This is a genomic window from Sulfuricurvum sp. MLSB (assembly GCF_000747095.1).
Taxonomy (GTDB): domain Bacteria; phylum Campylobacterota; class Campylobacteria; order Campylobacterales; family Sulfurimonadaceae; genus Sulfuricurvum.
Window position 1 is genome coordinate 1 of record NZ_JQGL01000017.1, and the last position, 23,053, is coordinate 23,053.

Below are 23,053 nucleotides of genomic sequence, written 5' to 3' on the forward strand. Positions count from 1 at the left end.
TTCTCTCCGAAGCACGCGGTAAAATCGTTGCCGAGTACCTTGTTTCACAGGGAATCGATGCGTCGCGCATCACGGTCAAGGGGTTGGGCGCTCTCAATCCGGTCGCTCCCAATGATACCGAAGAGGGACGCTCGAAAAATCGCCGCATCGAGTTCGTCCTGCGCTAATCTCTTTCTCTTCTCCCCGTATCAGGGGAGCTGCTCATACAAATCAAACAGATCGATATCATCGGGCAAGCGTGTTTTCCCGTCGCGGTGCGAGCGGGTGTAGGCGACAAGGCGCTTGAAGTGTTTGCGCAAGTGGTAGGCATCGGGGACGTTCGGACGGAACCAGTCGCCTTTGACACTGAAAAGCCAGTCGATGACCCCTTTGATATCCATCAGCGTATAGCCGTGAACGTCGATCAGGATTTTGATCTGCTTGGCCCAGCTCATGACGTCGAAGGGTTCCTCGAACTGCGGATCGATCGAGGCAAGGCGCCGGATGAAATACTGCGCCGTTTCGAATTCTTCGCTTGAGGGTCTGGCGTCCGTGAGGTTTTGAGCTGAAATGACGGAGGGGGCATTAGATGCGGATTCTTTGCGCGCCCACCGCTCGAATTCGGCGCACCAGTCGAACGAACGGCGGTTTTGGGAACGCTGGTAGAGGTTGAAATCGTCAAATACGTCGCGGCGCAACCCTTCGCGGTCGCACAGCTCCAGCGCGAAGGCATGGAGTTCCTCGAACGCGCCGTTGGAGAGGTTGAGATAGTAGTTGCTGTCGATGTATTCGGTCGGTGCGGCAGCCGCTGCGGGAACGTCCGGCATCTGAACGGGGGCAAAGGTGTAACGTACCATCATCCCTTCGGGTGTTTTTCGGCGTGCCGAAGCAAGAACCCCTTTTTTGACAAGCGAATCGAGCGCTTCAACGACTTCTCGCGGGCTGTGGCGCAGCGCAGCGGCGAGAACGGAAGCTTCGACTTCTCCGGGTTTCTCACCCCATCGTTGGGTATGACGGGCAATGAGGGGAAGGATGGCCCTTTCCAGCAGGCTCAGATCGTCGCGGTCGATCAGGAAAACGGGAAGCGAGATCATGATTTCAGGAGCCGTGCTTTGAGCGGTGCGGCGATGGACTCGGTTTTCGAGCGTTCACGGCGGAGAATTTCATTCGTATATTCGCTCATTACCCGCGCTTCGAAAAGTCCCCGGTCCAAAGAGACGTAATCGTATATCCACCGCTTTCCGAGCGCTTTGACGACATTGACGTCGGTTTGATCCAATAGGGGCTGTTCTTCGCCCGCGCGGCGGATCGAGGTAAAACGGATCTCTTCGAATCGTTCCAGCGCACTTTTTTCACTATCGCGCGTGAGGGTGATGTCACGGCGCAGATCGTACATCAAATGGTAGAGTTTATCGGTGCGTTCGCGCGCTTCCTGTTCGATCGGGGTAAGCGATTCGTCTTCGAATTCCGCCGCGACTTTGGCGATTTTTTCGAATCCGTTTTTAAACGCCATTCCCCCTGCGGAAAGGCGGCGGAAGAACTCGCGGTACTGCGAGGGATGGATGGTTCGGACGAGATCGGCTACATGCGCGCGGAGGTTGATATCCTCCTCGATCTTGAAATATTCCATCAGCGAGGTGACGAATTGGGCGCGGATCTGTTCTTCAGTGTGTCGTTGCATGAAATGAGTATAGCATGTGTCTGTTTAGATTTGCGTTAGGGTCTCTTTGCCCTATTCGTACCGAAAATAAGGTACAATTATAGTGGGTGTCAGTAATGGTACCTTAATCCGTACCAAAAAGTATATTATGCTCACGATCAATGAAACCGTTATCCCCGAAGGGGACGAAGAACTCGGCGACAACCTTCTGTACTATGATTATAATACCGATCATCTCCTTTCGTTAGAGGCCAAAGGGCTGAGTATGGAGGATGAGGGGTATATCAGCGCGTACCGCTCGTTCGAGGGGGAAGTGTACGAAAACTACATCTACGAAAAGCTGCTGCGGTATGCGGCCAATGAGCCGAAAATCAAGAGCTTTATCATCAAAGGCCCCCACAAGCATCGCACCCGTGCGCAGAGCGACGCACTCTCGGTCAGCTGGAAAGGGCAGATTATCTACCGCGCCCGCCATAAAGAGATCGGAGAATTCGACGGCCTTTTGTTTACTGACAAAGAACTCTATTTCGTTGAAATGACCCTCGTCAAATCGGTCAGCAACCTGAAAAAACGGCTCCGTAAAAAACGGGCGTTGCTGGAAGTGCTGTTTCCCCGTTACAAGGTCAAAGCGGTTCTGGTGCTCAATGAAGGGGCAACGGGGACATCCGAACTTCCCGATTACGCGTCGGTATGGCTCACCAAACCCTACAGCGCCCGCCATATCCTTGAGCGTCTCAGCACCAATGCCCCAAGAGAGCCGATGCGTCGTGTCGAGAGCAAAAAAATAGCCCACGCCGAAGAGATCAAAACGGCATCGTTCAAATACTATGCGACCTTATCGTGGATGCTGCGCTCACTTCGCGGCAAAGACCCTCTCGACGTCGAATTTTTTCGCCGCGGTTCGACCCAGCGCTATCACGATATTTACACGAAAGTGTACATAGGGTATGTGAGCATAGAAGATTTCAAGCGCATCGCTCCGGGTGCGGTAAGCGAATCGAGCAATGCGGCCCGCGCCGTCGTCGCGATCGAAAAAGACCACAGCGGAGGATACTTTCTCACCTATTTCGTCCGTCATTCGGCAAAGAAGCTTGATAATGTGACCGTCGTGAACGGGGTAAGCAAAATCGTCAAAAAAGATCCTTTCGGGATCACGCTCACGGAAATGAATCATCTGGACAAGATGATGGGGAATGAATTTGTGCTGAACATCGACCAGCATGACCGGCTTGAGAAACTGATCGGTACGATTCGGCATAAATAGCTCGTTTATCATTAATTATCCTTTTTTCCTTTATACTTTCAGCACGTTTAAAATATAAGGGTTGATTATGAAAAAGGTTATCATTCTATTGTGTGCCGCGATTGCGCTGTGTGCCGCTCCCTACAAAGTCGGACAGTCGGTCATGCCGCTCGATCTGACTGACCAGTTCGGCAAGAAACATGCGCTCAAAGCGATGCCGAAAACGCTTATTATGGCGTTTGAAAAAGGGACCGGCGCTACGGTCAACGAATACCTCGCCGCACAGGATAAAGGGTATCTTGCCAAGAATAAAACGGCTTTCGTCGCCGACATCAGCCAGATGCCCAAATTTATCACCGAAAGTTTCGCGTTGCCCAAAATGCGCAAATACCCCCACACCGTTTTACTGATTCAGGATGAGGAGCAGGGATTGCGATTTCCCGGCGAAGACGGAAAAATCACGATTATGAAATTCCGGGGCAACTTCTTGACCAAAGTGGAATTCATCTCTACCGCGTCTGAATTGAAACAGGCGATTGAGCAGTGATCACTCCTGTTAAAGCTCTGCGCAAAAACCGCTTTAAAACAGCCCTGATTTTTCTGAGTATGACCGTCTCCATTGCGGCGATTTTTCTGATCAGCGCAATATCGGGCGGGGTTGTGAGCATGTACAGCGCGATGCTCAAAACCGACGGCGACATCATCGTCACCCAAAAGGGGATCGCCGATACCTTTTTCAGCGACATCAACCGCTCCATGACAACCACCATTGCCGCTATGGAAGGGGTCAAAGAAGTAAGCGCTCTGATCTTGGGTGCCGCACCCGTTGACCCGCTTCCCATCGTCGGCATCTACGGGGTGAGTGATAACCGCTTTAAAAGCTATACTCTTAAGCAGGGAAGCTATCCCAAAACACGCGAGGTCATGCTGGGATCAAAGATCTACGAAACGCTGAAGCACCCCGAAACGATTGTTCTCTCCAAACAGACGTTTACCGTCAGCGGCGTTTTTAAAAGTAGGATCGGATTTGAAGACGGCGGGGTGGTCATGCCGTTGGAGGATGCGGGAAAACTGTTTCATAAAAGCGCTTCGATCTTTTTGATCAGTTTGAACGATTTGGGTCAGAGTGACGCAATCGTTGCGAAGGTCAATGCGCTGAATTCCCAGATCGAAGCGAAAACGACCGAGAGTTTCATTGATTCGTACAATCAGTTCAAAATCATCCAGACCAGCTCCGACGTCATCGGAGCGATGGCGTTTTTAATGGGGATTCTGGGGATTGTCAGCATGATGAGCATGGTGGTCAACGACCGCAAAGCCGAGTTCGGAATCATGCGTTCCATCGGCCTCTCTTCGGGGGCCATCATCGCTAAACTTCTCTGGGAGACGCTGATTATCGCTCTGGCGGCTTTTTTCGTCGCATGGGGACTTTCGGAAGGGGTACTGGAACTCATCGAACATGCCGAGAAATTTCAAGGGTACATCAACGGTGAAATCACGGCGGCATTGCTGCTGAAAGTATTTATCGTTTCGGTAGTGATGGCTCTGGTAGGGACGCTTTTGCCTGCGGTGTATGCCTCGCGTATTGATCCGATGAGCTTGATACAGAGGGGGGGCGCATGAAAATCGAAGCACACGCTCTGGAGCACTATTACGGAGCCGAACATATTCTGCGCGGCGTTGACCTCTCGATCCCTTCGTCAGGTTTTACGGCGATTATCGGCGAGAGCGGAAGCGGAAAAACGACCCTTCTCTCGATCCTTTCCACTCTCCTTCAGCCGACGGGAGGGACGGTCACGTATGACGGCAAAGCGCTTGCCGAGCTGGGGAACATCGACCTTTTCCGCCGCCGTAATATCGGATTTGTCTTTCAGTTTCATTATCTGATCTCCTATCTGAGTCTTCGTGAAAACGTCGCGTTGGCGGCGCTCGCACCCGAGGGGATCGATCCGCTGATGGAGAGGTTGGGCATCGGGCGTCTGGGAAGCCGATACAGCGATGAAGTCTCCGGCGGAGAACGCCAGCGCGCGGCGATCGCCCGCGCGCTCATCAACCATCCCTCCGTCGTCTTTGCTGACGAGCCGACGGGGAATCTGGACACGAAAAATGCGTTGGGGGTGTATGAGCTCTTCCGGGAATTTTCAAACAGCGGAACGGGTTTTATCGTCGCTTCGCACGACAAGAAGATTGCCGATTTTGCCGACACGATCATCGAAATGGAGGACGGAATTGTTAAAAAAATTCATCACTGACGAACTCCCTCTTTTACTGGTCTGGCTTCTACTCGCAGACACTCCTCTCGCCCGAGCGCGCACGCTCTTTGCACATCTCGCTGATGCTGTACGGGTTCTTTCCGCTGCTGCTGTCGCTGCTGCCGTTTGCGCTGTTCGAAAAAGAGGGGGTGCTGAGCGAAGCGGGCGTAGCCCATCTGCGCCGCTATTTTGTCGTGTGGAACCTCTTTTTGCTTTTTATGAGCATGGCGATCCTTTTCGGGAATATTCGGGGCTTGCCGTTTTACGATTTCCCCTACGAGCTCAACTTCCTTTTGGCGTTCAGCGGCGTCTTTTATCTGCTGGCCCTTATCGACGCACTTCGCCGTTACGAAAAGCGTCCGCTGTGGGTCAATGTTTCGCTGGCAGCCGTGATCGCGGCACCCATTGCACTGGTGGTTTTGATGAACCCCCAGTACGGGCAGGTGGAAAAGAGTCTCATCGGACCGCACGGGGACAACACGCTGGGGATGAGTTTTACCCTCATTCCGATTTATTACCTGCTTATCAAACTTAGCGCAGAGAAACCGTTTGTCCCCCGATGGCATTGGCTGTGGATCGTTCCGCTTTCGGGTTATGCCCTTTCGCTTGTTATCCGAAACTTTTTTCACCCTCTCAGCTACAATGAGGAGTGGTTCTTCCAGTACCTGACCCTGCTGTATCTGCCGCTGTTGTGGGTGTGGCTGCGGGATGCCGGGGTGAGCTTTGCGCGCAATCCGTATCTGATCCTCTCGATAGCCGCGTTCGTATTCGTCGATGTGGAGGGGAACATCCTCTTTATCCCCGAGTTGCGCACTCTGATTCACCGCAATGACCTTGTTGTGGGGCATGCGCATATCGCAATGGGGCTGGGAGTCGCGTTTATGGCGTTGGCCATCGCCCATCATCTGCTTCCCCATTTCTTCCGCCGTATTCACGCGCTTGCGTGGACGGCGCTGATGGCGGTAATGGCGGGAGTGCTGAGTATCGCCGGATTGATCGAAGCGGGATTGATCGCGGGGAGTATCGAGCCGTTGCTGCTCATCCGTGCGATTGCCGGCGGTGTCATGTTGCTTATGGTATCGGCAATTCTCTATGAGCGGATCGCACTGCGCTTTGATACGCCGCTGAAGCTCTATCACGGGATCGGTTTTGCCAGCGATGCCGGAGGCGGCATCGTACTTCTGATAGCCGGAGGAATCCTTTTCGAACAGCTCGGATTTCATTTCAGCGGAACGTACGAGTACGTTGTTTTCGCCTTTATGATTGGGACGGGGTTGGCTCATTGGGCGGGATTGCACGGCGATTCTGAGCGTTTTGCCGGCCTCAGCGCGCAGATTCGCGCCGTGTGCGCTTCGGTTTTTGCCGCGCTGTATATGGCCGGAACGCTGGACGGAATTGCCCTGCTGGTCGCTTTGTATGACGGTATGTTTGCCCTTGTGTATTGGCTCTTTTTACGGGGGCGCGCGTGAATTTTCTCGTCATCGTTTTAAGTTCCCAGATGCTGTATTACCTCCTGATTGCCCAGACGGGGGTCGTCGGGGCATTCGATTCGCACATCCATGATCTGTTTACCCTCCCGATCGGCGGAGTAATCGGAGCGCTTTTAAGCGCGTATTGGCGTCATCGCGAGATTCGGCAGGAGCTTTATTTTCTTTTTGGAGCGCAGATCATCATTTCATGGCTTTATCCCAATTATTCGTTGGGAATGCTTTTGGCGTTGGGTTTTGTCGTCGGGTATACGACTCCGCTGATGCTGTACGTATTCGGTTCGCAGGGAAAGGTGCAGCTTGCGATAGGGCTTGGGATTTCGTATGCCCTCGGAACGGCATTTTACAGCTATCCTTTCGCTGAGCGCGATATCATCGCCGTGATTTTGCCGCTCATATCGGTTGTTGCGCTTCGCTTTGCACGGCTTGGGACGGTCCCCCGCCCCGAAGTCAGAGAATTTGACTGGCAGAGTGTCGCGGTGATGATGCTCTGGATTTTTGCCGATTCGGCGCTATTTGAAACGCTGAGCCGGTCCGGCGACATGGATATCTGGAGCGAGTATACGCTTCTGATTGTGACGTCGCATCTGTTTGGCGTCTTTTTGGCCTATCGATACGGACATGAGCTTCTCTCGCAGACCCGCGTCATCTGGCTGCTGTTTACGGTGAGCTATCTGCTGTATTGGGTCAAGGAGCCGATTTTTCTCTCGGTTGCCTATCCGATAGTCATTTCGTACTATAATGTGTTGCTATTTCAAAAGCTGATCGGGATGCGGGATGTACGTCTTATTGCTCTGTCGATGGTCGGAGTCGGCTGGATCGCCGCATCGGCGGCTAACGGCGTCGCATTAAGTCATCAGCTATGGATTGCCGCAGCGGTGTTGGGGCTTTTTGCCCTTGTTTATCCATTTATTATGAGGAGATTTAGAATATGAAAAAATTAGCGTTGGGAGCCATTGTGCTGGCCGCATCATTGTATGCAGGAAATCTCGGTTTTGACTCGGGAGTGATTAAAGCTCATACCGAAGTATTCGGTGACAGTTCGATTGATCCGGTGTTCAAAAAAGCCCATTCGCGATTGACAATGGAGACGGAACCTTCATCATTGCGCGGCAGTATCGATGTGAATATCGTCGATTTTATCAGCGATAACAAAAAGCGCGATACCAATATGTACGAGACGATGGAGTCCGATAAATTCCCAAAAGCGTCGTTCGATATCAAAGAGGTTGTTGCAAAAGGCGGTGACAATTATATCCTCAAAGGGACGATGAATCTTCACGGTGTCGCCAAACCGATGAGTTTTGAGGGAACCGTCGCCGAAGAGGCGGGCAAAGTCCGCATCAAAGCCAAAAGTGTTATGAAAATGTCCGAGTTCGGTATCCAGCCTCCTAAAATGGTCTTTTTGGTCGTGCGCGATCAGGTTGATCTGAATGTCGACGTCGTACTGAAACGATAAACTTCTCCGATTCGGAGCATTCGGGCCGCCGAGGGAGTTTCGCTACGCCGGATCAGCTCATGAAACCACTCCGGCGGCTCATCGAGCGGTTCGTCGGAGAGACGGAAGGTTCCGTAATGGATCGGGATCAGCGTCTTTGCCCCCAGATCGTTAAACGCCCGTATCGCTTCGGGCGGATTGAGGTGGTTGGGCTGCATGATCGCTTCGGGGCGGTAGGCTCCGATCGGCAAAAACGCTTCGTCAATCGCAAACCGCTCCGCAATCTCCGCAAAATGCTCTCCGTATGCGCTGTCCCCCGCATGGAAGAGCGTATGCTCTTCGTTTTGGATCACGTATCCGCCCCAGAGAGCTTTGTTCGTGTCAAAAGGGGTGCGTTTGCTCCAGTGTCTGGCGGGGACGAGGGTGATAAAAAGTCCTCGGGCCATGACCGATTCCCACCATTCCAGCTCAAAACACCTTTCCCGTGCAATATGCCCTTTTAAATATCGCCAAAACCCCTGCGGCGCAACAATGATCGTTTCGGGATTTCGCTTTAACAGTTCCAGTACGGAAGGTTTGTCGAAATGGTCGTAATGGGCATGGGTGATGAGGATCAGGTCGGCGCGAAGCTCTTCTCGCGGCAGCGGCAGAGGAGTATGACGGGCGTACATCGGAATACCCCCCAGTACGGGATCGATGGCGACCGTTGTGCCGCCGATACCCAGCCACAGCGACGCATGCCCAAGCCACAGAGCGTATTCCCCCTCCGGAAGGGCGTTTTGATACTCGATCGGCAAGGGTTTTTCATCAGGGCGCTGCGCCGCCAAACGCTTCGAGAGCTGCCATCGCAAAATGGTGCGTAATCTGATTTTCGGCGACGTGTAGCGATCGAGCATAAAACCCCTTTCTTTTTTTTATTGTACCAAAAGGGGGAAAGGATTAGTATTCGCCTAAAAAAGGGATGGGAATGGAACAGTTTGCATTTATCATCGGATTGCTGTTGATCGGTGTGCTGCTTCAAAAGGCTCCCGCCCCCGCCGATTTTTCCAAAAGCCTCAATTTTTTCGTCATCTACGTCTCGCTCCCCGCAACCGTACTTCTGCAGGTCCCGAAAATCCATTTCGATCTCTCCGCACTCGGGGTGGTTATCGTGCCGTGGCTGCTGCTGCCGATTATGGCGGGAATCGTTATTGCCATGACCCGAAACCATCCGCTTCATGTCAGGGCGGCGCTGCTGCTTGTCGTTCCGTTGGGGAATACGTCGTTTGTCGGAATTCCGATCGTCCATACACTGCTGGGAGAAGGTGCCATCCCCTACGTACTGATGTACGATCAGTTCGGGACGTTTTTGATGCTCTCCCTGTACGGCAGCGCGGTAATCGCCCGTTATGAAAGCGGCATTTTTCACAAACGGCTGATCTTGAAAAAACTGCTTCTCTTTCCGCCGTTTTTGATTCTGCTGTTTGCTCTGGGGTGGGGGGAGATGCCGCAGGCTGCACAGCCTTATCTTCAGACGCTTTCCTCTACACTGGTGCCTCTGGCACTCGTATCGGTGGGCTATTCGCTCAAGTTCGGCGGAGAAATCGATTATCCCCTCTTTATGAAAGCGCTGGGGCTGAAACTGCTTGTGATGCCGCTGATTGCATTCGGTATTTTAGCCGCATTAGGCACGGATCTGCCGGCGCTCAAAACAGGGGTGCTGGAATCGGGAATGCCCGCGATGATAACGGCCGGAGCGCTTGCGATCGCGTCCGGATTTGCCCCGGCACTCAGCGCGGCGTTGGTGGGGTATGGGATTGTCGTCTCGCTCGTCACGCTGCCGCTGATCGCGTATCTGATGGAGAGGCTGCTTTAGGGCACCTGCTGATGCGATCCGTCGCAGTAGGGTTTACGTCCCGAGCGGCCGCAGCGGCAGAGCCATTTGTCGGTATCGACGTCGACGGAGAATTTGATCGGTGTTTTCCCGGTTCCTTCGTGGCTTCCGTCACAAAACGGGAAGCTTTCGGACAGGCCGCACGTGCAGTACGCGTATTCGACATTGGCGTCCAAGGATGCTTTAAACGGTTCGTTCTGGAACTTGGTGTCCATGACATACTCCTTTAAGCAGTATAAGCAAGTATCATATCACGTTTTTGGCGGCAACATTCCCCATTACTAAAATTTATAATCAATGATAAGCTATAATTCCAATATCTTTAAAATCATTTTGTAGGTAGATAATGGGTTACGATAGTGTAAACGAAGTTAGCGCTCTTATCAAAAAGACGTATTACACCTATGAAAGATTTCAATTGTACGCAACGTTCGCGTTGCTGTATCACGAAGAACCGATCAGTGTCGTAGAGTTGGCAAAGTATATCAGGCTCTCCGATCAGCTGATGCAGATCGATGAACACCACTATCTGATCGTTTTCTCATTTACCACACAAGACAACGCGTACAAAGCGGCGCAAAATCTTCTCTATAGTCTGGACAAGCATTTCAACAACCACACCAGTTTTATCGCGCTGGATTCTTTCGACGTCTCGAAATCTCCTAAAATTGTGTTGCGCCGACTGGAACAGATTCTCGCCGAAATCCGAAAAAGCCCCTATCACCGAATCGAAACGGAACAAATAATCGAAAATTAAAAAATCGCTAAACAGATGCATGAACAGAACAAAATTTTATTTTGGAAGTGTTTTTTGTGGAAGATTTAAAAGTAAGTGGCGGGCAGACTGAGATTCGAACTCAGGGACCTGTTACAGTCGCCGGTTTTCAAGACCGGTGCATTCAACCGCTCTGCCATCTGCCCGTAAATTGAGTGTATTTTATAGTGGAGGCGGCACCCGGATTCGAACCGGGGATCAGGGCTTTGCAGGCCCATGCCTTACCACTTGGCTATGCCGCCGTTTATGGTGCCCGAAGCCGGACTTGAACCGGCACAGTGTTACCACCGAGGGATTTTAAGTCCCTTGCGTCTACCGATTTCGCCATCCGGGCAACTGACACAAAAAAATACCCCAGTTCAAACATTGACGATACAATGTTTCAACTAGGGTTATGGAGCGGGAAACGAGGTTCGAACTCGCGACCCCAACCTTGGCAAGGTTGTGCTCTACCACTGAGCTATTCCCGCATCTTTTTGTGGACTGGAAGTATAGCAAAAAATTTTGGGCGTGTAAAGAGGTCGGAGATTTTTTTTTGGTTTTTTGACAGGGGACAAGGTTTTTAGAGCATCGGTGCGGTATAATCGCGCTATTTAAACATTATGATCAAAAAGGAATCCTATGCGTAGTGATACTATCAAAAGAGGATTTGACAAGACTCCGCACCGCAGCCTTTTGCGCGCGACGGGGCTCAAAGACGAGGATTTTAACAAACCTTTCATCGGGGTGGCAAACTCCCACATTGACATCATTCCGGGACACTTTTTCCTTCAGGAATACGGCCGTATCGTGAAAGAAGCGATCCGCGAAGCAGGCGGCGTGCCGTTCGAGTTCAACACGATCGGCGTCGATGACGGGATCGCAATGGGGCACGACGGGATGCTCTACTCTCTTCCGAGCCGCGAACTGATCGCCGATTCGATCGAGACGGTGATGAATGCCCATAAGCTTGACGGACTCATCTGCATTCCCAACTGCGACAAGATCGTTCCGGGGATGCTGATGGGCGCATTGCGCGTGAATGTTCCGACGATCTTCGTCTCGGGCGGTCCGATGAAGGCGGGGCACAAGAAAGACGGTACTCCGATCGACCTTGCCACGGCGTTCGAAGCCGTCGGCAAACATGCCGATGGCAAAATGTCCGACGAAGAGCTGTACGAGATCGAGTGCGAAGCGTGTCCGAGCGGCGGGAGCTGTTCGGGGATGTTTACCGCGAACTCGATGAATACGCTGTGTGAAGCGATGGGTGTGGCTTTGCCGGGTAACGGCACCGTTTTGGCGATGACGCCTGAGCGGATCGAGATGGTCAAAACGGCGGCCCGCCGTATCGTCGAGATGGTCAAAGACGAAAATAGCGCCAAATGGAACATGCGCAATATCCTGAACGAAAAAGCGGTTCACAACGCATTCGTCGTCGATATGGCGATGGGGGGAAGCTCGAATACGGTTCTGCATATGTTGAGCATCGCCAAAGAAGCGGGAGTCGAGTTCGACATCACCCAGATCAATAAAATCAGCGAGAATGTCGCCCACATCGCGAAAATCTCTCCGTCGCTATCAACTGTTCATATGGACGACATCAACCGTGCAGGCGGCGTTAACGCCGTTATGAAAGAAGTCAGCCGACGCGGCGGAATCCTCCACACCGATGCGATGACGGTCACGGGCGAGACGATCGGAGAGCGGATCAAAGACGCCGTGATCAAAGATCCCAACATCATCCACACGAATGAAAATGCCTACTCTCCAGTCGGCGGTCTGTCGATTTTGTTCGGGAATCTCGCCGAAGAGGGTGCCGTCGTCAAAACGGCGGGGATCGCTCCGAGCATGCGGCAGTTCAAAGGAAGCGCGGTGTGCTTCAATTCGCAGCAAGAAGCGATTGCGGGAATCGTGGGCCACAAGGTCAAAGCGGGCGACGTCGTCGTTATCCGTTACGAAGGTCCGAAGGGTGGTCCGGGGATGCAGGAAATGCTTGCTCCTACAGCCCTGATCATGGGTATGGGGCTGGGCGAGAGCGTTGCGTTGATCACCGACGGCCGTTTTTCGGGTGCAACCCGCGGAGCTTCTATCGGGCATGTCAGCCCTGAAGCAGCGGAGGGCGGTCTGATCGCGCTGATCGAAAACGGCGACGAAATCGAGATCGACGTCGATGCGCACCTGCTGCAGCTCAATGTCAGCTACGAAGTGCTCGAACAGCGTCGCCTCCACTGGAAACCGATCCAAAAAGAGATCCCTTCCAAATGGCTCAAACGCTACAGTCTCCTCGTTTCCAACGCTTCCAACGGTGCGGCTCTGAAAACAGAACTATAAATACTGCAGCTTGCCTCTGTCGAGGCAGATTGTTTTTCTGTACGTTTTTAGGTGTTTTTGGCGTGCGCAAACTCCGGCACGATTCTTCTCAACCCTTCAACAACATTTTCCGTCTGCGCCAATGCGTCGATATCGTTGCGCAGTTCGTCGATCGGGTACGCGGTCGAACGGGCAATCATAATCGATTCAAACGCCGTTTTTCGTTCGCTTTCGTCGATCAAAAGCTCTTCGTAAAGTTTTTCACCCGGGCGCAATCCCGTATAGACAATTTCCACGGGGCGGGTAGCGTAGAGGCGGATCATCGTCTCTGCCAGAGTGCGGATCTGAACCGGCTGACCCATATCGAGGATAAAGAGTTCTCCGCCCCGTGCAATGGCGGCCGCTTGCAACACCAACTGGCACGCTTCGCTGATCAGCATGAAATAGCGGGTGATGTCGGGGTGAGTGATCGTAATCGGACCTCCCGATTCGATTTGCGATTTGAATTTGGGAATAACGCTTCCGCTGGAACCCAATACATTGCCAAAGCGGACGGAAACGATCTCGCTGTTTTTGGGATCGACGTTTTGGGCATAGAGTTCGACGACCCGTTTGGTGGCTCCCATGACGTTGGTAGGGCGGACTGCCTTGTCGGTCGAGATGATGACGATTTTGGGGACGTCATGTCCGATGGCACAATCGATCAGGGTGCGCGAACCGATAACGTTGTTCATCACCGCTGCATGAGGGTTGGCCTCGCACAACGGAACGTGTTTGAAGGCCGCCGCATGGATCACAATATCGGGGCGCTCGGAGGAAAAGATCGCATTGAGCGTTTCACGCTCGGTAATGCTGCACAGATGCAGTGCCGCTTCTGGGAGTTTTTCGCCGACCTGATAAAGGTTGTATTCGCTGTTGTCGATCAAGACAAGCCGCGCCGCGCCGAAACGGCGGCACTGCAGTGCGATTTCGCTCCCGATGCTTCCGCCTCCTCCGGTGATAAGGACGGTTTTGTTTTCGATGAAGGCGCCGATGGTCGCGGTGTCAAGGTCTTTGGGGTGGCGGGCAAGGAGCTCTTCCACCGACAGTGGAGTGATCGTTTCGGCTCCGTCGGCAAGGAGGGCGGAACGTTTGATCTCTTTGATCCCCGCTTCGCTGAGAAGTTGATAGGCCTGACGGAAATCCTCATTGGGAAGCTCGCCGTCGATGATAGCGGCGGTGATTTCGCGCTCGCGGACCGTTTCGCCCAGATGTTCGGTTCCGATGATTTTGAGGTTCTGAACGGTAGAGCCGATCATGTGGCGGTTTTTCGGCTGGAGCGAGACGACGGCAACGGGATAGTAGGGGATGGAGCCTTCCAGCGCACTTTTGATCAGGTTTGCGGTATTGGGCGATATGCCGACGATCAGAGTCGGTTGTACGTTGGCATGATGTGAACCGAAACCGAAGATCAGCCGCTTCAGCAGACGCAATCCCCCCAGAAAAATAATCGAAAGGATTAAATCGATAATAATGACGCTTCGGGGAAACGGGGCAAATAGATCGGGCAGTGCGACGTAGATCAGCGACATGGCCGCGTACGCGCCAAAGAGTGCGTAAACGAGTTTTTTCCCTTCGGGGAGTCCGTAAAAACGCCAGATGACGCGGTAGTTTTTAAAGGCGTAAATGAACACGATTTTCAGTGCGATCAGGGTAATAGCCACCGTGCAAAAAGGGTCTAGAAATTTTGTCGGGATATCGAAATTGAATCGGAGCAGATAGGCGCCATAAAGCGTTATAAAGGAGAGAAGAATATCGGATACGACAAAAAAAGCGATCCGTTTGGCGCCGGTGGGGCGAAGCATCGTACTCACGCAAGAACCTGTCTGAGAATCGTGCATACCCGCGATACGTCTCCGCGGTTCATGCGGGTACCGCTGGGGAGGCACAGCCCTTTTTCGAAAAGCATTTGTGAAGTGCCGTTTTCGATGTGCAAGGCGCCGTTGAACAGCGGTTGCAAGTGCATCGGTTTCCACAGAGGGCGGCTTTCGATGTTTTCGGCTTCAAGAGCAAGGCGGACGCGTTTGGGATCGGTGCGCTCGAAGGTCAATGTGCTTAGCCAGCGGTTCCCTCGACTGTTCGGGAGTTCAGGCATAAACGTGATTTCGCCGATATCGGCCAACTCCTCGCGGTACCAGTCAAAAACCTGCCGCCGCGCTGCGATCCGCTCGTCCAGAACTTCCATCTGGCCGACGCCGATGGCGGCGATGATATTGCTCATCCGGTAGTTGTAGCCGAAGTCGGTATGTTCGTAATGGGGGGCATCGTCACGCGCCTGCGTCGAATAAAAGCGGGCTTTGTCGATGAACGTTTTGTTCGCCGATACGAGCATGCCGCCGCCCGAAGTGGTGAGGATTTTGTTGCCGTTGAAACTGTAGGCGCCGAAGATTCCGTACGTTCCGCTTTGTTTTCCCTCATAAATCGCTCCGAGGCTTTCGGCGGCATCTTCGATCAGAAAAATTCCGTGACGGTCGCAGATCTGAGCGATACGGCCGATGTCCGCGCACTGGCCGTAAAGATGGGTCAGGATCAGTGCTTTTGGCTTTTTGGGGGAGGCCGCAATCGCTTTTTCGAGAAGATCGGGATCAAGATTCCAGCTGCGCTCATCGCTGTCGATGAAAAACGGCGTCGCATCCTGATACAAAATGGGAGCGATCGAACCGATGAACGTAAACGAGGAGGCCAGGACGATATCGCCTTTGCCGATTCCCAGTACCCGCAATGCCAGATGAATGGCGGCGGTGGCACTGGAGAGTGCGAGAACATGAGGCGCTTTCGTATAGTCGCGGATACTTTGTTCGAACCGGTCGACCATCGGCCCAAGAGGAGCGATGTAATTGCTCTCAAACGCCTCTGCGACGTAGGTCTGTTCGCGGCCGCTCATGTGCGGCGGAGAAAGAAAAAGGCGGGATTTCATGAAAATACGGTCCTCCACAGATAACCGATATCCCCCATAAACGACCATTCGTGAATATACCGGCGGTTGAGGCGGACTTTATCGGGCCAAATAATTTCGTCATTATAGCGTTTTGGGTCGTCCTGCGATGCAAGAATGTTCTCTTCATCCTTGTATTTCAGCGTCGCCGGCCCCGTAATCCCCGGACGAAGCGTCAGAATTTCGGCGTCGTCACCCGTCAATGTGTCGGTGTAGCCGCTGACGTCCGGACGCGGACCGACCAGACTCATGTGTCCCAAGACAACGTTGATGAGTTGCGGGAGTTCGTCGATTTTCGTTTTTCGGAAAAACGCGCCGCTTCGGGTAATGCGCGGATCGTATGCCGTGGTGATCGTCGTTGAGAAATCTTCGATGGGCCGCATGGTTTTGATCTTGATGAGCGGAAACAATTTTCCCATCCGTCCGACGCGCATCTGAATAAAAAAGCCGTTGCTGCGCGTTTCGACGGACGCAACGACAAAGGCGATCAGGATGATCCACCATGTCAAAGACAATCCGATCAGGGACACGATGATGTCGAAGGTGCGTTTACAAATTTTCTGGCGTAATGTCATTTAGATTTTGAGCTTGTAAATTTTTGTCATCGGATCGAGAATGACCGGCTCGAACAGATCTTTGTCGTAGTGCTCAAAGACGAACATCTGGATATACGTCGAGTTCAGGTAAAAATCATCAAGAACCATAAAGCGTCCGTAGTTCGGCATATAAACAATATTCAACCCTTCGGAGGCGAATTGCTGCCGATTGACCTGCAATTTATTGTTCTGATCGTAGCCGACTTGATAAAACTCTTTGATCGGAATCTCCTGATTCCCTATTTTCAGAATGTTTTTTTCTTTCAATACCGTAATGCCGTTGCCGAGATCCAGCGCTTTTCCGGTGTCCTGGACGGACGCGGTGCTGTACATGTAGGGCTGTTGGCGGTTGTCGGGCGCATTGAGGTCCAGATTGCTAAACAACGTAATCGTCGGGAGGATATCGATCATCCGCCACGGGAGGTAGACATAGACATCGCGGGTCTTTTTCGGCAGCACGACGGACTCTTCATAGCGAAGGGTGTCAAGGTAGTCGCTGACGTTCTTGGGAACGCCGTTTTGGCCTATGAACAGGGTGTCCGCGATTTCTTTGTATCCCGAAGACACATACGTTTCGACGGCGATGCGGGCAAGGCGCGCCGCTTCTATCGGCGAAGAGGTCGTTAGAATCTCACTGACGATAAAATTATCATGATTGTGCTTTCCTCCGTCGATCAACGTATTGGTGTGAGTGTAAAACCACAGGGGATACCCGTAGTCCCACCAGGCAACCGTGTAATCTTTGGAGTCGGAGAGCGATTTGAATTTTTCGAGCGCGGAAACTTCTTTCGCGCTCATTACGGTCGGAACCTTGTACTCTAGAATGTGGGCGATATGGGGGGAAAGGAAAATGAGCGTCGATGCGACAATGATGCCGTAGCGGATTTTCAGCGATGCGGCGGTTGCCGTGATCACATAAAGAAAATAGACGGCGCCTAACGCCGCGACCGGAACGGCGTAGATAGTAAAGCGCAATCCGCCCCAGAAGGAAAAGAGGCCGATTCCCAGAAGAGGAAGGGTCAAAACAAACGCTTTGTGCCGAAAAACCAGGGCGATGTAGCCGATGAAAGCGACAAACAGCAAAGGGATGCTTCCGCTGATACGGTTAGCGATTTCGGAAAACGGTATTTTCCCCGCTTCGCGAACCGTCTGGGTTACTTGAAAGAAGTGGAGCCCTTCGCTTTCAGTCCCTTTGGCAGTGTAGCTGAGGATTTTGGCCCATATCAGCGAAGCGACGTTGCCGTTGACCAAAAAGACGGCAAACGCGGCGGCCCCGAGGATGATCAGGACGCGGATAGAGAGAATCCCGCGCTGATAAAGGAAGGTGAGTGTGGCAATCAGGACAATCTTGATCCACACCGGCACTAAAAAGAGGGAAACCGACAGGAGCGCGATGGAATAATAGGTAAAGGACTCTTTGCGGTGGAATACCAGCATGTATCCCATGTAAAAGATGCTTACCGCATAGATGACGGACAGCCCCTGATCGTATAAAAAGGGGTAGAACATGATCGAAAACGCACTGAGCAGCGCCCATGTGATATTCTCTTTCATCGTGGTGGCGATCAGGAAATAAACGATCATCATCGGCGCCATGGCAGAGAACATATCGGTATCGTAATAGCCCGCCATTGTGCGGTTATAGTAGCTCCACGCGATCGATGCCAGCAATGCGGAGAAAAAACCGAAATACGGGGCATTGAAAAGACGCGCAATCAAAATCAGCGGGACGACGACGAGCGAGGAGATGAAAACGGGGAGGTATAGAACAACGCTCTCAAGGGGAAAGACTTTGGAAAGCAATGCCGTGAGCGCTATGGTCGCCGAGCTCCACGGCTCTGCGATTCGAGGGTTGGCGTCAAAAATATGGCTCAGTGCATTGTGCGCCGCCGTAGCGAAATAATAGCCGTCATTGGTGTTGATCATCAGCTGATTATTCCAGTAAAACTCCGGCATCCCAGAGGCCCAGTCGATCCAGATCAGCCGCATGGCGACACTGAACGCGTAGGCGACAACCATTAAGAGAATAAGGTGAAGCGTTGAGGTCCGCTCATTCGGGAGTGAAAAATTCATCAAGAGCCTCGAAACAGGATTTTTTTTGTGAGCGCTATTATACCGCCAATGCCCCCAAAGCCGTAGCTAAAGTGCAAGACGATGAAGGCGGCGATCTGGTGAAGCCACGTTGTATTTTTTTTGATCTGAGCGGATCGGACGGCGATGATGCCAAGGTACATGCCCAGTAATGTGCCGCTGATACACAGAAACGGCGGGTACAGCAGAGCAAGCAGCGTCGGAACGATCAGCCCCAGTACGAACAGCAACGGCACGAAGTGGCGCAGGCTTAATGAGCGGAGCGTATGGGTGTAGTAGGGGGTGAGGATATTCCAGTAGCCGTTTTGGTAGTTGTTTCGGGCAAGCCCCGCATAGGTCTCGCGCGCATAATAGGTGCAGGTGACCTCGGGGATCAGGTAAATTTTTCCGCCGCCGCGTAGAATCCGCTTGTTGAGTTCGATGTCCTGATTGCGAATGAGCCGTTCATCGAAGAGTCCGAACGTCTCAAAAGCGTCCCGGCGGTAGCAGCCGAACGCGACGGTATCGACTTCTTCGACGGTTGCCGCGCCGCTGCGGAAACGGCTTCCCGTTCCGAGACGGTCTTCGAGGACGTTGATGATTGCGTTGGCCGTCGGGGTATCGGAAACGGTACGGGTGTTCAAAACGCCGCCCGTGCACGCGGCGTCCAGACGGATCGATTCGGTAACCAGCTTTTCAAAATAGTCTTGCGGATAGTCTCCGTGGGCCGAGAGGATGACGATGAATTCCCCGTCTCCTTGTGTGATTCCCAGATTCAAAGCCTGAGGAGTAGCGCGCTCAGGATTGTCGATAAGGCGGATGATGGGATGTACGGCCGCGTATTCGCCTACGATTCGCCGGGTGGCATCATCGCTGATCCCGTCGACGACGAGTATCTCCATCGCTTCTTTGGGGTAGGTGGAAGAAAGGATCGAATCGAGGCATTTGGCGATGTAGCGCTCTTCATTGCGGCAGGGGATAATAACGGATAATTTTTTCATAGAGATTCAGAACCTGTAGCGGATTTGGCCGGAACGCCGTAGGCGGTCGCTCCGGAGGGGATTGAGCGGTTGACGAGACTGGCGGCGCCGATGATCGCTCCGCGTCCGATGACGAGCCCCGACCGCCCTGAGAGAATCGTGCAGCGCATCCCGATGTAGGCCCCTTCTTCGATAAGTATCGGCGTATGGGCCTGATTTTTTCCGTGGCAGGCGAAATAGCACCCGTACGAGATCGTGACGTTATCGCCGATTGTGGTCAAAGAGGGGTCCATGTCGTCCAGATAGCATTTCATCCCGATAAAGACGTTTTTCCCGATTTTGAACCCGATCGCGCGGTAGAGCAGAATGCGCAGGGTGTTGTAGGGGATTGCGGGGATCACCGCCACGTTAATGAACTTTCGGATCGGTTTCCAGAGGATGAGCCAAAACGGGTAGCGTGTATAGTACGGCGGGGTGCGTCGCAGCACGTATGTGTAAAAAAGACGGACCAGAAACATTATGCCCCCTTTGAGGTAAGCTGTGAATAAAGCGCGAAGAGTTTACGTTTTTCGCACTCCCAGTTGTAGATGTCCATGACCGCTTTTTTACCGTTTTGCCCCATTTTTTCCGCTTCATAGGGATGGGTGATCAAATACTCGATTGCTTTGGCGATATCGTCCGGGTCGAGCGGATCGACCAGCACTCCGCATTCGGCCGTTTCGACGATGGAGCGCCACAGCGGAAAATCGGAGGCAATGACGGGGATTCCGGCGGCCATGTATTCGAACATCTTGACCGGCAGCGCGTCCATGTAGTTTTGGGTGGGGTGCAGCGTGACCAGCCCTGCTTTGGAACGGCTGAGTAGATCGGCAATTCCGGCGCGCCCCAGAAAACCGAGCTCGTTGACCTTATCCCAGCCGGGAGTGCGGGAAGATAGAAGGTGTGTCTGTGAAGACTCAAACGAACCCGCCAAATTTAGCCGCACGTTGCGCGTATGGCTCATCGCTTCGACGATTTCGAGGATACCGCGGATTTTGGCGATGCCGCCGATGTAACACACTTCGTTTTTTTTCACATCCCACGGAGTGTCGTTGGAAAGCTCGCCGAGAATCGGAAAGTTGTTGATATCGACCGTCTGCGGATTGATCCGTAAAAATTTTTCCCGTATGTAGGGCGTTGCGGTGACGATGGCGTCAAAGCGCCGACATGCATAGCGCTCGTACATTTCGGAAGCTTTGGAGAGGATGATTTTGGCCGCTTTGTTCAAGTAGGGTTTGCCAAGAATCTGTTTGGGAAGGTCTTCGTGAGCGTCGAAAATGACCGTTTTCCCCCGTTTTTTGAGTTTGAGACCGATCGGCATGAGTTCGGGGTCGTGCAGATGATATACGTCGGCGTCCAGTTCGAGCGCTTTGCCGTAGACGGCACTTACGGTGCGGGTAATACGCGAGAGGCGGCCGCCCGTTCGCGCACCGGCATCGATGATGGCGACGTTGTTCTTGACTTCGTCTCCAAGGCCGTCGGCAACGATGAGGCTAACGGAGTGTTCGGCGATTTCGGCCAGAGAAGAACACTCTTTGACGAAAATGCGGGTGTCGTAGCGGGGATGGACGGACGTTAAATGGGCGATTTTAATTAATTTTGATGTCATAGATCCGCTCCCATTCGGCGATGTTAAAAAGTTTCCATTTTGTTTTTGCGTCCAGTTTCGAATAGTCATACGGATCGCATACGCTTCGGAGCAGCAGGCTGTTGCGCACCGATGTTTCCATGGTCGGCGCGAGTTGTTTGAGCCATGTCGCCGTAGGAGCCTCGAACCCGATTTTGTCCCTGCGCCATACGACATCCGAGGGGAGGAACTTTTCGACCCCTCTGCGCAGCAGGTATTTCGTCCAACCGTCGCGGATTTTCAGCTCGTTGCGGATCGCAAGAGCATTCTCGACGTTCCGATAGTCCACGAACGGTAACCTAGCCTCGATCGAATGGGACATCGAGTTTTTGTCTTCGTATTTGAGAAGATGGGGCAGTTGAGTGGAGGTGATTTCCAGAAGCTGCAATCCCAGAATGTTACCATAGTTTCGGGCCGAATCGCGGAGGGTGTCTAGGCTGAGATGGCCGAAATACTCGGGTTTGATGAATGACAACTTCTTTTTGAGCCGCCATAGCCGGATCGACGCGTTCGTGAAATAGACGAAATACTGGAGCAGTTTCCATACGGTCAGTTTGGAATGCCGGAAACTCAGCCAGAACCCCCGGATTTTCTCGGAACCTTTGAGGCTCAGGAGATAGGCGGGGAGGTAGCGTTCGTATCCCATGAGAGTTTCGTCTCCGCCCTGGCCGTCGAGCATTACTTTGCAGCCGAGCCGGTTCGCTTCCTCGAAGACAAGGTACTGCATGACGATCGAGGGGCTTCCGAAAGGTTCCTCCTGAATACGAATCACGTTTTCGAGGCATTCGCGGAATGCGTTAGCATCCGGTTCGATGACGCTTAGTTTCAAGGCGCAGTGGTCGGCGACTTTTTTAGCCCACCGGCTTTCGTCGCTGGCGGCTTCGGTCGATTTGGCATGGATGGCGTTCAGTGAGCGTTCGGTAGTATTGTACATTTTTGCGGCGATTGCGGCGACGCTTGAGCTGTCGAGTCCGCCGCTGAGGCAGGTTCCCACTCTGACGTCGGAGCGGAGACGGATTTTGACGGCGTCTTCGAGAGTAGCGGCATAGGTGCGGACCGCTTCTTCTTCCTCCAGTGCGCCGAGTTTCTCATCAACCGTGATTGCGTAATAGCGCCGCAGGGTAAATTCCCCCGTTTTGAGATCGTAGAGGAGATTGTGCGACGGGAGGAGTTTGAAGACCCCCTCAAAAAATGTCTCGTCGGTGTGCTCTTCGTAGCTCAGCACCAGGTAGTCCATCAGGATTTTCGTATTGACTTTCCGCTCGTCCAGAAAAGGGAAGAGCTGTTTGATCTCCGAGCCAAAGGCGAACCGTTCGGGGGTCTGCGTATAATAAAACGGCTTGACCCCGAAGCGGTCGCGACTGCAGAAGAGAGTCTCTTTTTCACGGTCGTAGAGGGCGAAGGCCCACATTCCGTTGAAGTGCGAAACGCACGCCTCCCCCCAGTGTTCGTATGCCGCCAGGATTACTTCAGTGTCGGTATGGGAGGTGAACGAATACCCATCGTCAATAAGCTCTTCGCGCAATTCGAGGTAATTGTAGACTTCTCCGTTGTAGACGATGACGTAGCGCTGGGAGCGGTGCATGGGCTGGTGTCCCTCAGGGCTGAGGTCGAGGATCGAGAGTCTCCGGTGGCCGAGGGCAACGTTTTTTTCCAGAAAGAACCCCTCGTCATCAGGCCCCCTGTGGCGGATCAGCCCGTTCATGGACCCGATCTCCTCGGAGGAAACCGGAGTATTGTTTCTGTCGATAATTCCGCTAATTCCACACAT

At 52.9% G+C, this 23,053-nt stretch carries 23 protein-coding genes and 4 tRNA genes; 11 read left to right on the forward strand and 16 right to left on the reverse strand.

Annotated features, from left to right (window positions below; translation table 11 throughout):
* The coding region (locus JU82_RS12200) for an OmpA family protein (protein WP_366921366.1) at positions 1 to 167 on the forward strand (167 nt) is incomplete at its 5' end.
* 21 nt (positions 168 to 188) lie between these two features.
* On the opposite strand, the gene JU82_RS02150 is transcribed toward JU82_RS12200, so the two are convergent.
* Together JU82_RS02150 and JU82_RS02155 are read right to left on the reverse strand one after the other, a co-directional pair.
* Positions 189 to 1,073, reverse strand: coding sequence for a hypothetical protein (locus tag JU82_RS02150; protein ID WP_037946001.1), 885 nt, complete (start codon positions 1,071 to 1,073; stop codon positions 189 to 191).
* Complete coding sequence (locus tag JU82_RS02155) at positions 1,070 to 1,660, reverse strand: hypothetical protein (RefSeq protein ID WP_037946003.1); 591 nt, start codon at positions 1,658 to 1,660, stop codon at positions 1,070 to 1,072. The genes JU82_RS02150 and JU82_RS02155 overlap by 4 nt, the downstream gene beginning before the upstream one ends.
* A 127-nt stretch (positions 1,661 to 1,787) precedes the next feature.
* Here JU82_RS02155 and JU82_RS02160 point away from each other — a divergent pair, with 127 nt between their 5' ends.
* From JU82_RS02160 to JU82_RS02190, 7 genes are all read left to right on the forward strand, one after another.
* Positions 1,788 to 2,903, forward strand: coding sequence for a hypothetical protein (locus JU82_RS02160; RefSeq protein ID WP_037946005.1), 1,116 nt, complete (start codon positions 1,788 to 1,790; stop codon positions 2,901 to 2,903).
* A 67-nt stretch (positions 2,904 to 2,970) separates the two neighbouring features.
* Positions 2,971 to 3,429 carry a hypothetical protein gene (locus JU82_RS02165; protein WP_294892005.1) on the forward strand — a complete coding sequence of 153 codons (459 nt, stop codon included), beginning with the start codon at positions 2,971 to 2,973 and terminating at the stop codon, positions 3,427 to 3,429.
* Complete coding sequence (locus JU82_RS02170; protein WP_037946007.1) at positions 3,426 to 4,505, forward strand: FtsX-like permease family protein; 1,080 nt, start codon at positions 3,426 to 3,428, stop codon at positions 4,503 to 4,505. Before JU82_RS02165 ends, JU82_RS02170 begins: the two co-directional genes overlap by 4 nt.
* On the forward strand, positions 4,502 to 5,134 hold the full coding sequence (locus JU82_RS02175; RefSeq protein WP_037946009.1) for an ATP-binding cassette domain-containing protein: 633 nt from the start codon (positions 4,502 to 4,504) through the stop codon (positions 5,132 to 5,134). The genes JU82_RS02170 and JU82_RS02175 overlap by 4 nt, the downstream gene beginning before the upstream one ends.
* 68 nt (positions 5,135 to 5,202) lie before the next feature.
* Positions 5,203 to 6,603, forward strand: a complete 1,401-nt coding sequence (locus JU82_RS02180; RefSeq protein ID WP_294892006.1) for a hypothetical protein — start codon at positions 5,203 to 5,205, stop codon at positions 6,601 to 6,603.
* The gene (locus tag JU82_RS02185) at positions 6,600 to 7,556 is read left to right on the forward strand and encodes a hypothetical protein (protein ID WP_037946011.1); all 957 of its coding nucleotides are present in this window, start codon (positions 6,600 to 6,602) and stop codon (positions 7,554 to 7,556) included. Before JU82_RS02180 ends, JU82_RS02185 begins: the two co-directional genes overlap by 4 nt.
* A complete protein-coding gene (locus JU82_RS02190; protein WP_037946014.1) occupies positions 7,553 to 8,080 on the forward strand; it encodes a YceI family protein in 528 nt (175 codons plus the stop codon). Before JU82_RS02185 ends, JU82_RS02190 begins: the two co-directional genes overlap by 4 nt.
* Here JU82_RS02190 and JU82_RS02195 read toward each other — a convergent pair.
* Entirely contained in the window at positions 8,041 to 8,955 is a 915-nt protein-coding gene (locus tag JU82_RS02195; RefSeq protein WP_294892007.1) for an MBL fold metallo-hydrolase, read from the reverse strand. The genes JU82_RS02190 and JU82_RS02195 overlap by 40 nt on opposite strands.
* A gap of 71 nt (positions 8,956 to 9,026) precedes the next feature.
* Here JU82_RS02195 and JU82_RS02200 point away from each other — a divergent pair, with 71 nt between their 5' ends.
* Positions 9,027 to 9,914 (forward strand): AEC family transporter, encoded by an 888-nt coding sequence (locus JU82_RS02200; RefSeq protein WP_294892008.1) that lies wholly within the window; start codon positions 9,027 to 9,029, stop codon positions 9,912 to 9,914.
* On the opposite strand, the gene JU82_RS02205 is transcribed toward JU82_RS02200, so the two are convergent.
* Complete coding sequence (locus JU82_RS02205) at positions 9,911 to 10,147, reverse strand: CDGSH iron-sulfur domain-containing protein (protein WP_037946018.1); 237 nt, start codon at positions 10,145 to 10,147, stop codon at positions 9,911 to 9,913. The two genes, JU82_RS02200 and JU82_RS02205, sit on opposite strands and share 4 nt — an antisense overlap.
* Before the next feature lie 131 nt (positions 10,148 to 10,278).
* Between JU82_RS02205 and JU82_RS02210 the strand changes: the two genes are divergently transcribed.
* Positions 10,279 to 10,689, forward strand: a complete 411-nt coding sequence (locus JU82_RS02210; RefSeq protein WP_037946020.1) for a hypothetical protein — start codon at positions 10,279 to 10,281, stop codon at positions 10,687 to 10,689.
* A gap of 76 nt (positions 10,690 to 10,765) precedes the next feature.
* Here JU82_RS02210 and JU82_RS02215 read toward each other — a convergent pair.
* From JU82_RS02215 to JU82_RS02230, 4 genes are all read right to left on the reverse strand, one after another.
* Positions 10,766 to 10,853 (reverse strand) — tRNA-Ser (locus JU82_RS02215).
* A 22-nt stretch (positions 10,854 to 10,875) separates the two neighbouring features.
* Positions 10,876 to 10,949: transfer RNA gene (locus JU82_RS02220), tRNA-Cys, on the reverse strand.
* Positions 10,950 to 10,954: 5 nt separating this feature from the next.
* Positions 10,955 to 11,041: transfer RNA gene (locus JU82_RS02225), tRNA-Leu, on the reverse strand.
* A 61-nt stretch (positions 11,042 to 11,102) separates the two neighbouring features.
* Positions 11,103 to 11,177 (reverse strand) — tRNA-Gly (locus tag JU82_RS02230).
* Positions 11,178 to 11,328: 151 nt separating this feature from the next.
* Between JU82_RS02230 and ilvD the strand changes: the two genes are divergently transcribed.
* Positions 11,329 to 13,017 (forward strand): dihydroxy-acid dehydratase, encoded by a 1,689-nt coding sequence (ilvD, locus tag JU82_RS02235; RefSeq protein WP_037946022.1) that lies wholly within the window; start codon positions 11,329 to 11,331, stop codon positions 13,015 to 13,017.
* A 47-nt stretch (positions 13,018 to 13,064) separates the two neighbouring features.
* Here the strand turns inward: ilvD and pglF are convergent, their stop codons facing one another.
* Genes pglF through asnB form a run of 8 tightly spaced genes read right to left on the reverse strand, consistent with a single transcriptional unit; the run spans position 13,065 to position 23,053 of the window.
* On the reverse strand, positions 13,065 to 14,840 hold the full coding sequence (gene pglF, locus JU82_RS02240; protein WP_037946097.1) for a UDP-N-acetylglucosamine 4,6-dehydratase (configuration-retaining): 1,776 nt from the start codon (positions 14,838 to 14,840) through the stop codon (positions 13,065 to 13,067).
* Positions 14,841 to 14,845: 5 nt separating this feature from the next.
* Positions 14,846 to 15,952 (reverse strand): UDP-N-acetylbacillosamine transaminase, encoded by a 1,107-nt coding sequence (gene pglE, locus JU82_RS02245; RefSeq protein WP_037946024.1) that lies wholly within the window; start codon positions 15,950 to 15,952, stop codon positions 14,846 to 14,848.
* Positions 15,949 to 16,545, reverse strand: a complete 597-nt coding sequence (locus JU82_RS02250; RefSeq protein WP_294892009.1) for a sugar transferase — start codon at positions 16,543 to 16,545, stop codon at positions 15,949 to 15,951. Before JU82_RS02250 ends, pglE begins: the two co-directional genes overlap by 4 nt.
* A complete protein-coding gene (locus JU82_RS02255) occupies positions 16,546 to 18,639 on the reverse strand; it encodes an STT3 domain-containing protein (RefSeq protein WP_037946026.1) in 2,094 nt (697 codons plus the stop codon).
* On the reverse strand, positions 18,639 to 19,637 hold the full coding sequence (locus tag JU82_RS02260; protein ID WP_037946029.1) for a glycosyltransferase family 2 protein: 999 nt from the start codon (positions 19,635 to 19,637) through the stop codon (positions 18,639 to 18,641). The genes JU82_RS02255 and JU82_RS02260 overlap by 1 nt, the downstream gene beginning before the upstream one ends.
* On the reverse strand, positions 19,634 to 20,134 hold the full coding sequence (locus JU82_RS02265) for an acyltransferase (RefSeq protein ID WP_037946031.1): 501 nt from the start codon (positions 20,132 to 20,134) through the stop codon (positions 19,634 to 19,636). The genes JU82_RS02260 and JU82_RS02265 overlap by 4 nt, the downstream gene beginning before the upstream one ends.
* The gene (locus JU82_RS02270) at positions 20,134 to 21,264 is read right to left on the reverse strand and encodes a glycosyltransferase family 4 protein (protein WP_294892010.1); all 1,131 of its coding nucleotides are present in this window, start codon (positions 21,262 to 21,264) and stop codon (positions 20,134 to 20,136) included. Before JU82_RS02270 ends, JU82_RS02265 begins: the two co-directional genes overlap by 1 nt.
* Positions 21,245 to 23,053: an asparagine synthase (glutamine-hydrolyzing) gene (asnB, locus tag JU82_RS02275; RefSeq protein ID WP_294892011.1), complete on the reverse strand. Its 1,809-nt coding sequence runs from the start codon at positions 23,051 to 23,053 to the stop codon at positions 21,245 to 21,247. The genes JU82_RS02270 and asnB overlap by 20 nt, the downstream gene beginning before the upstream one ends.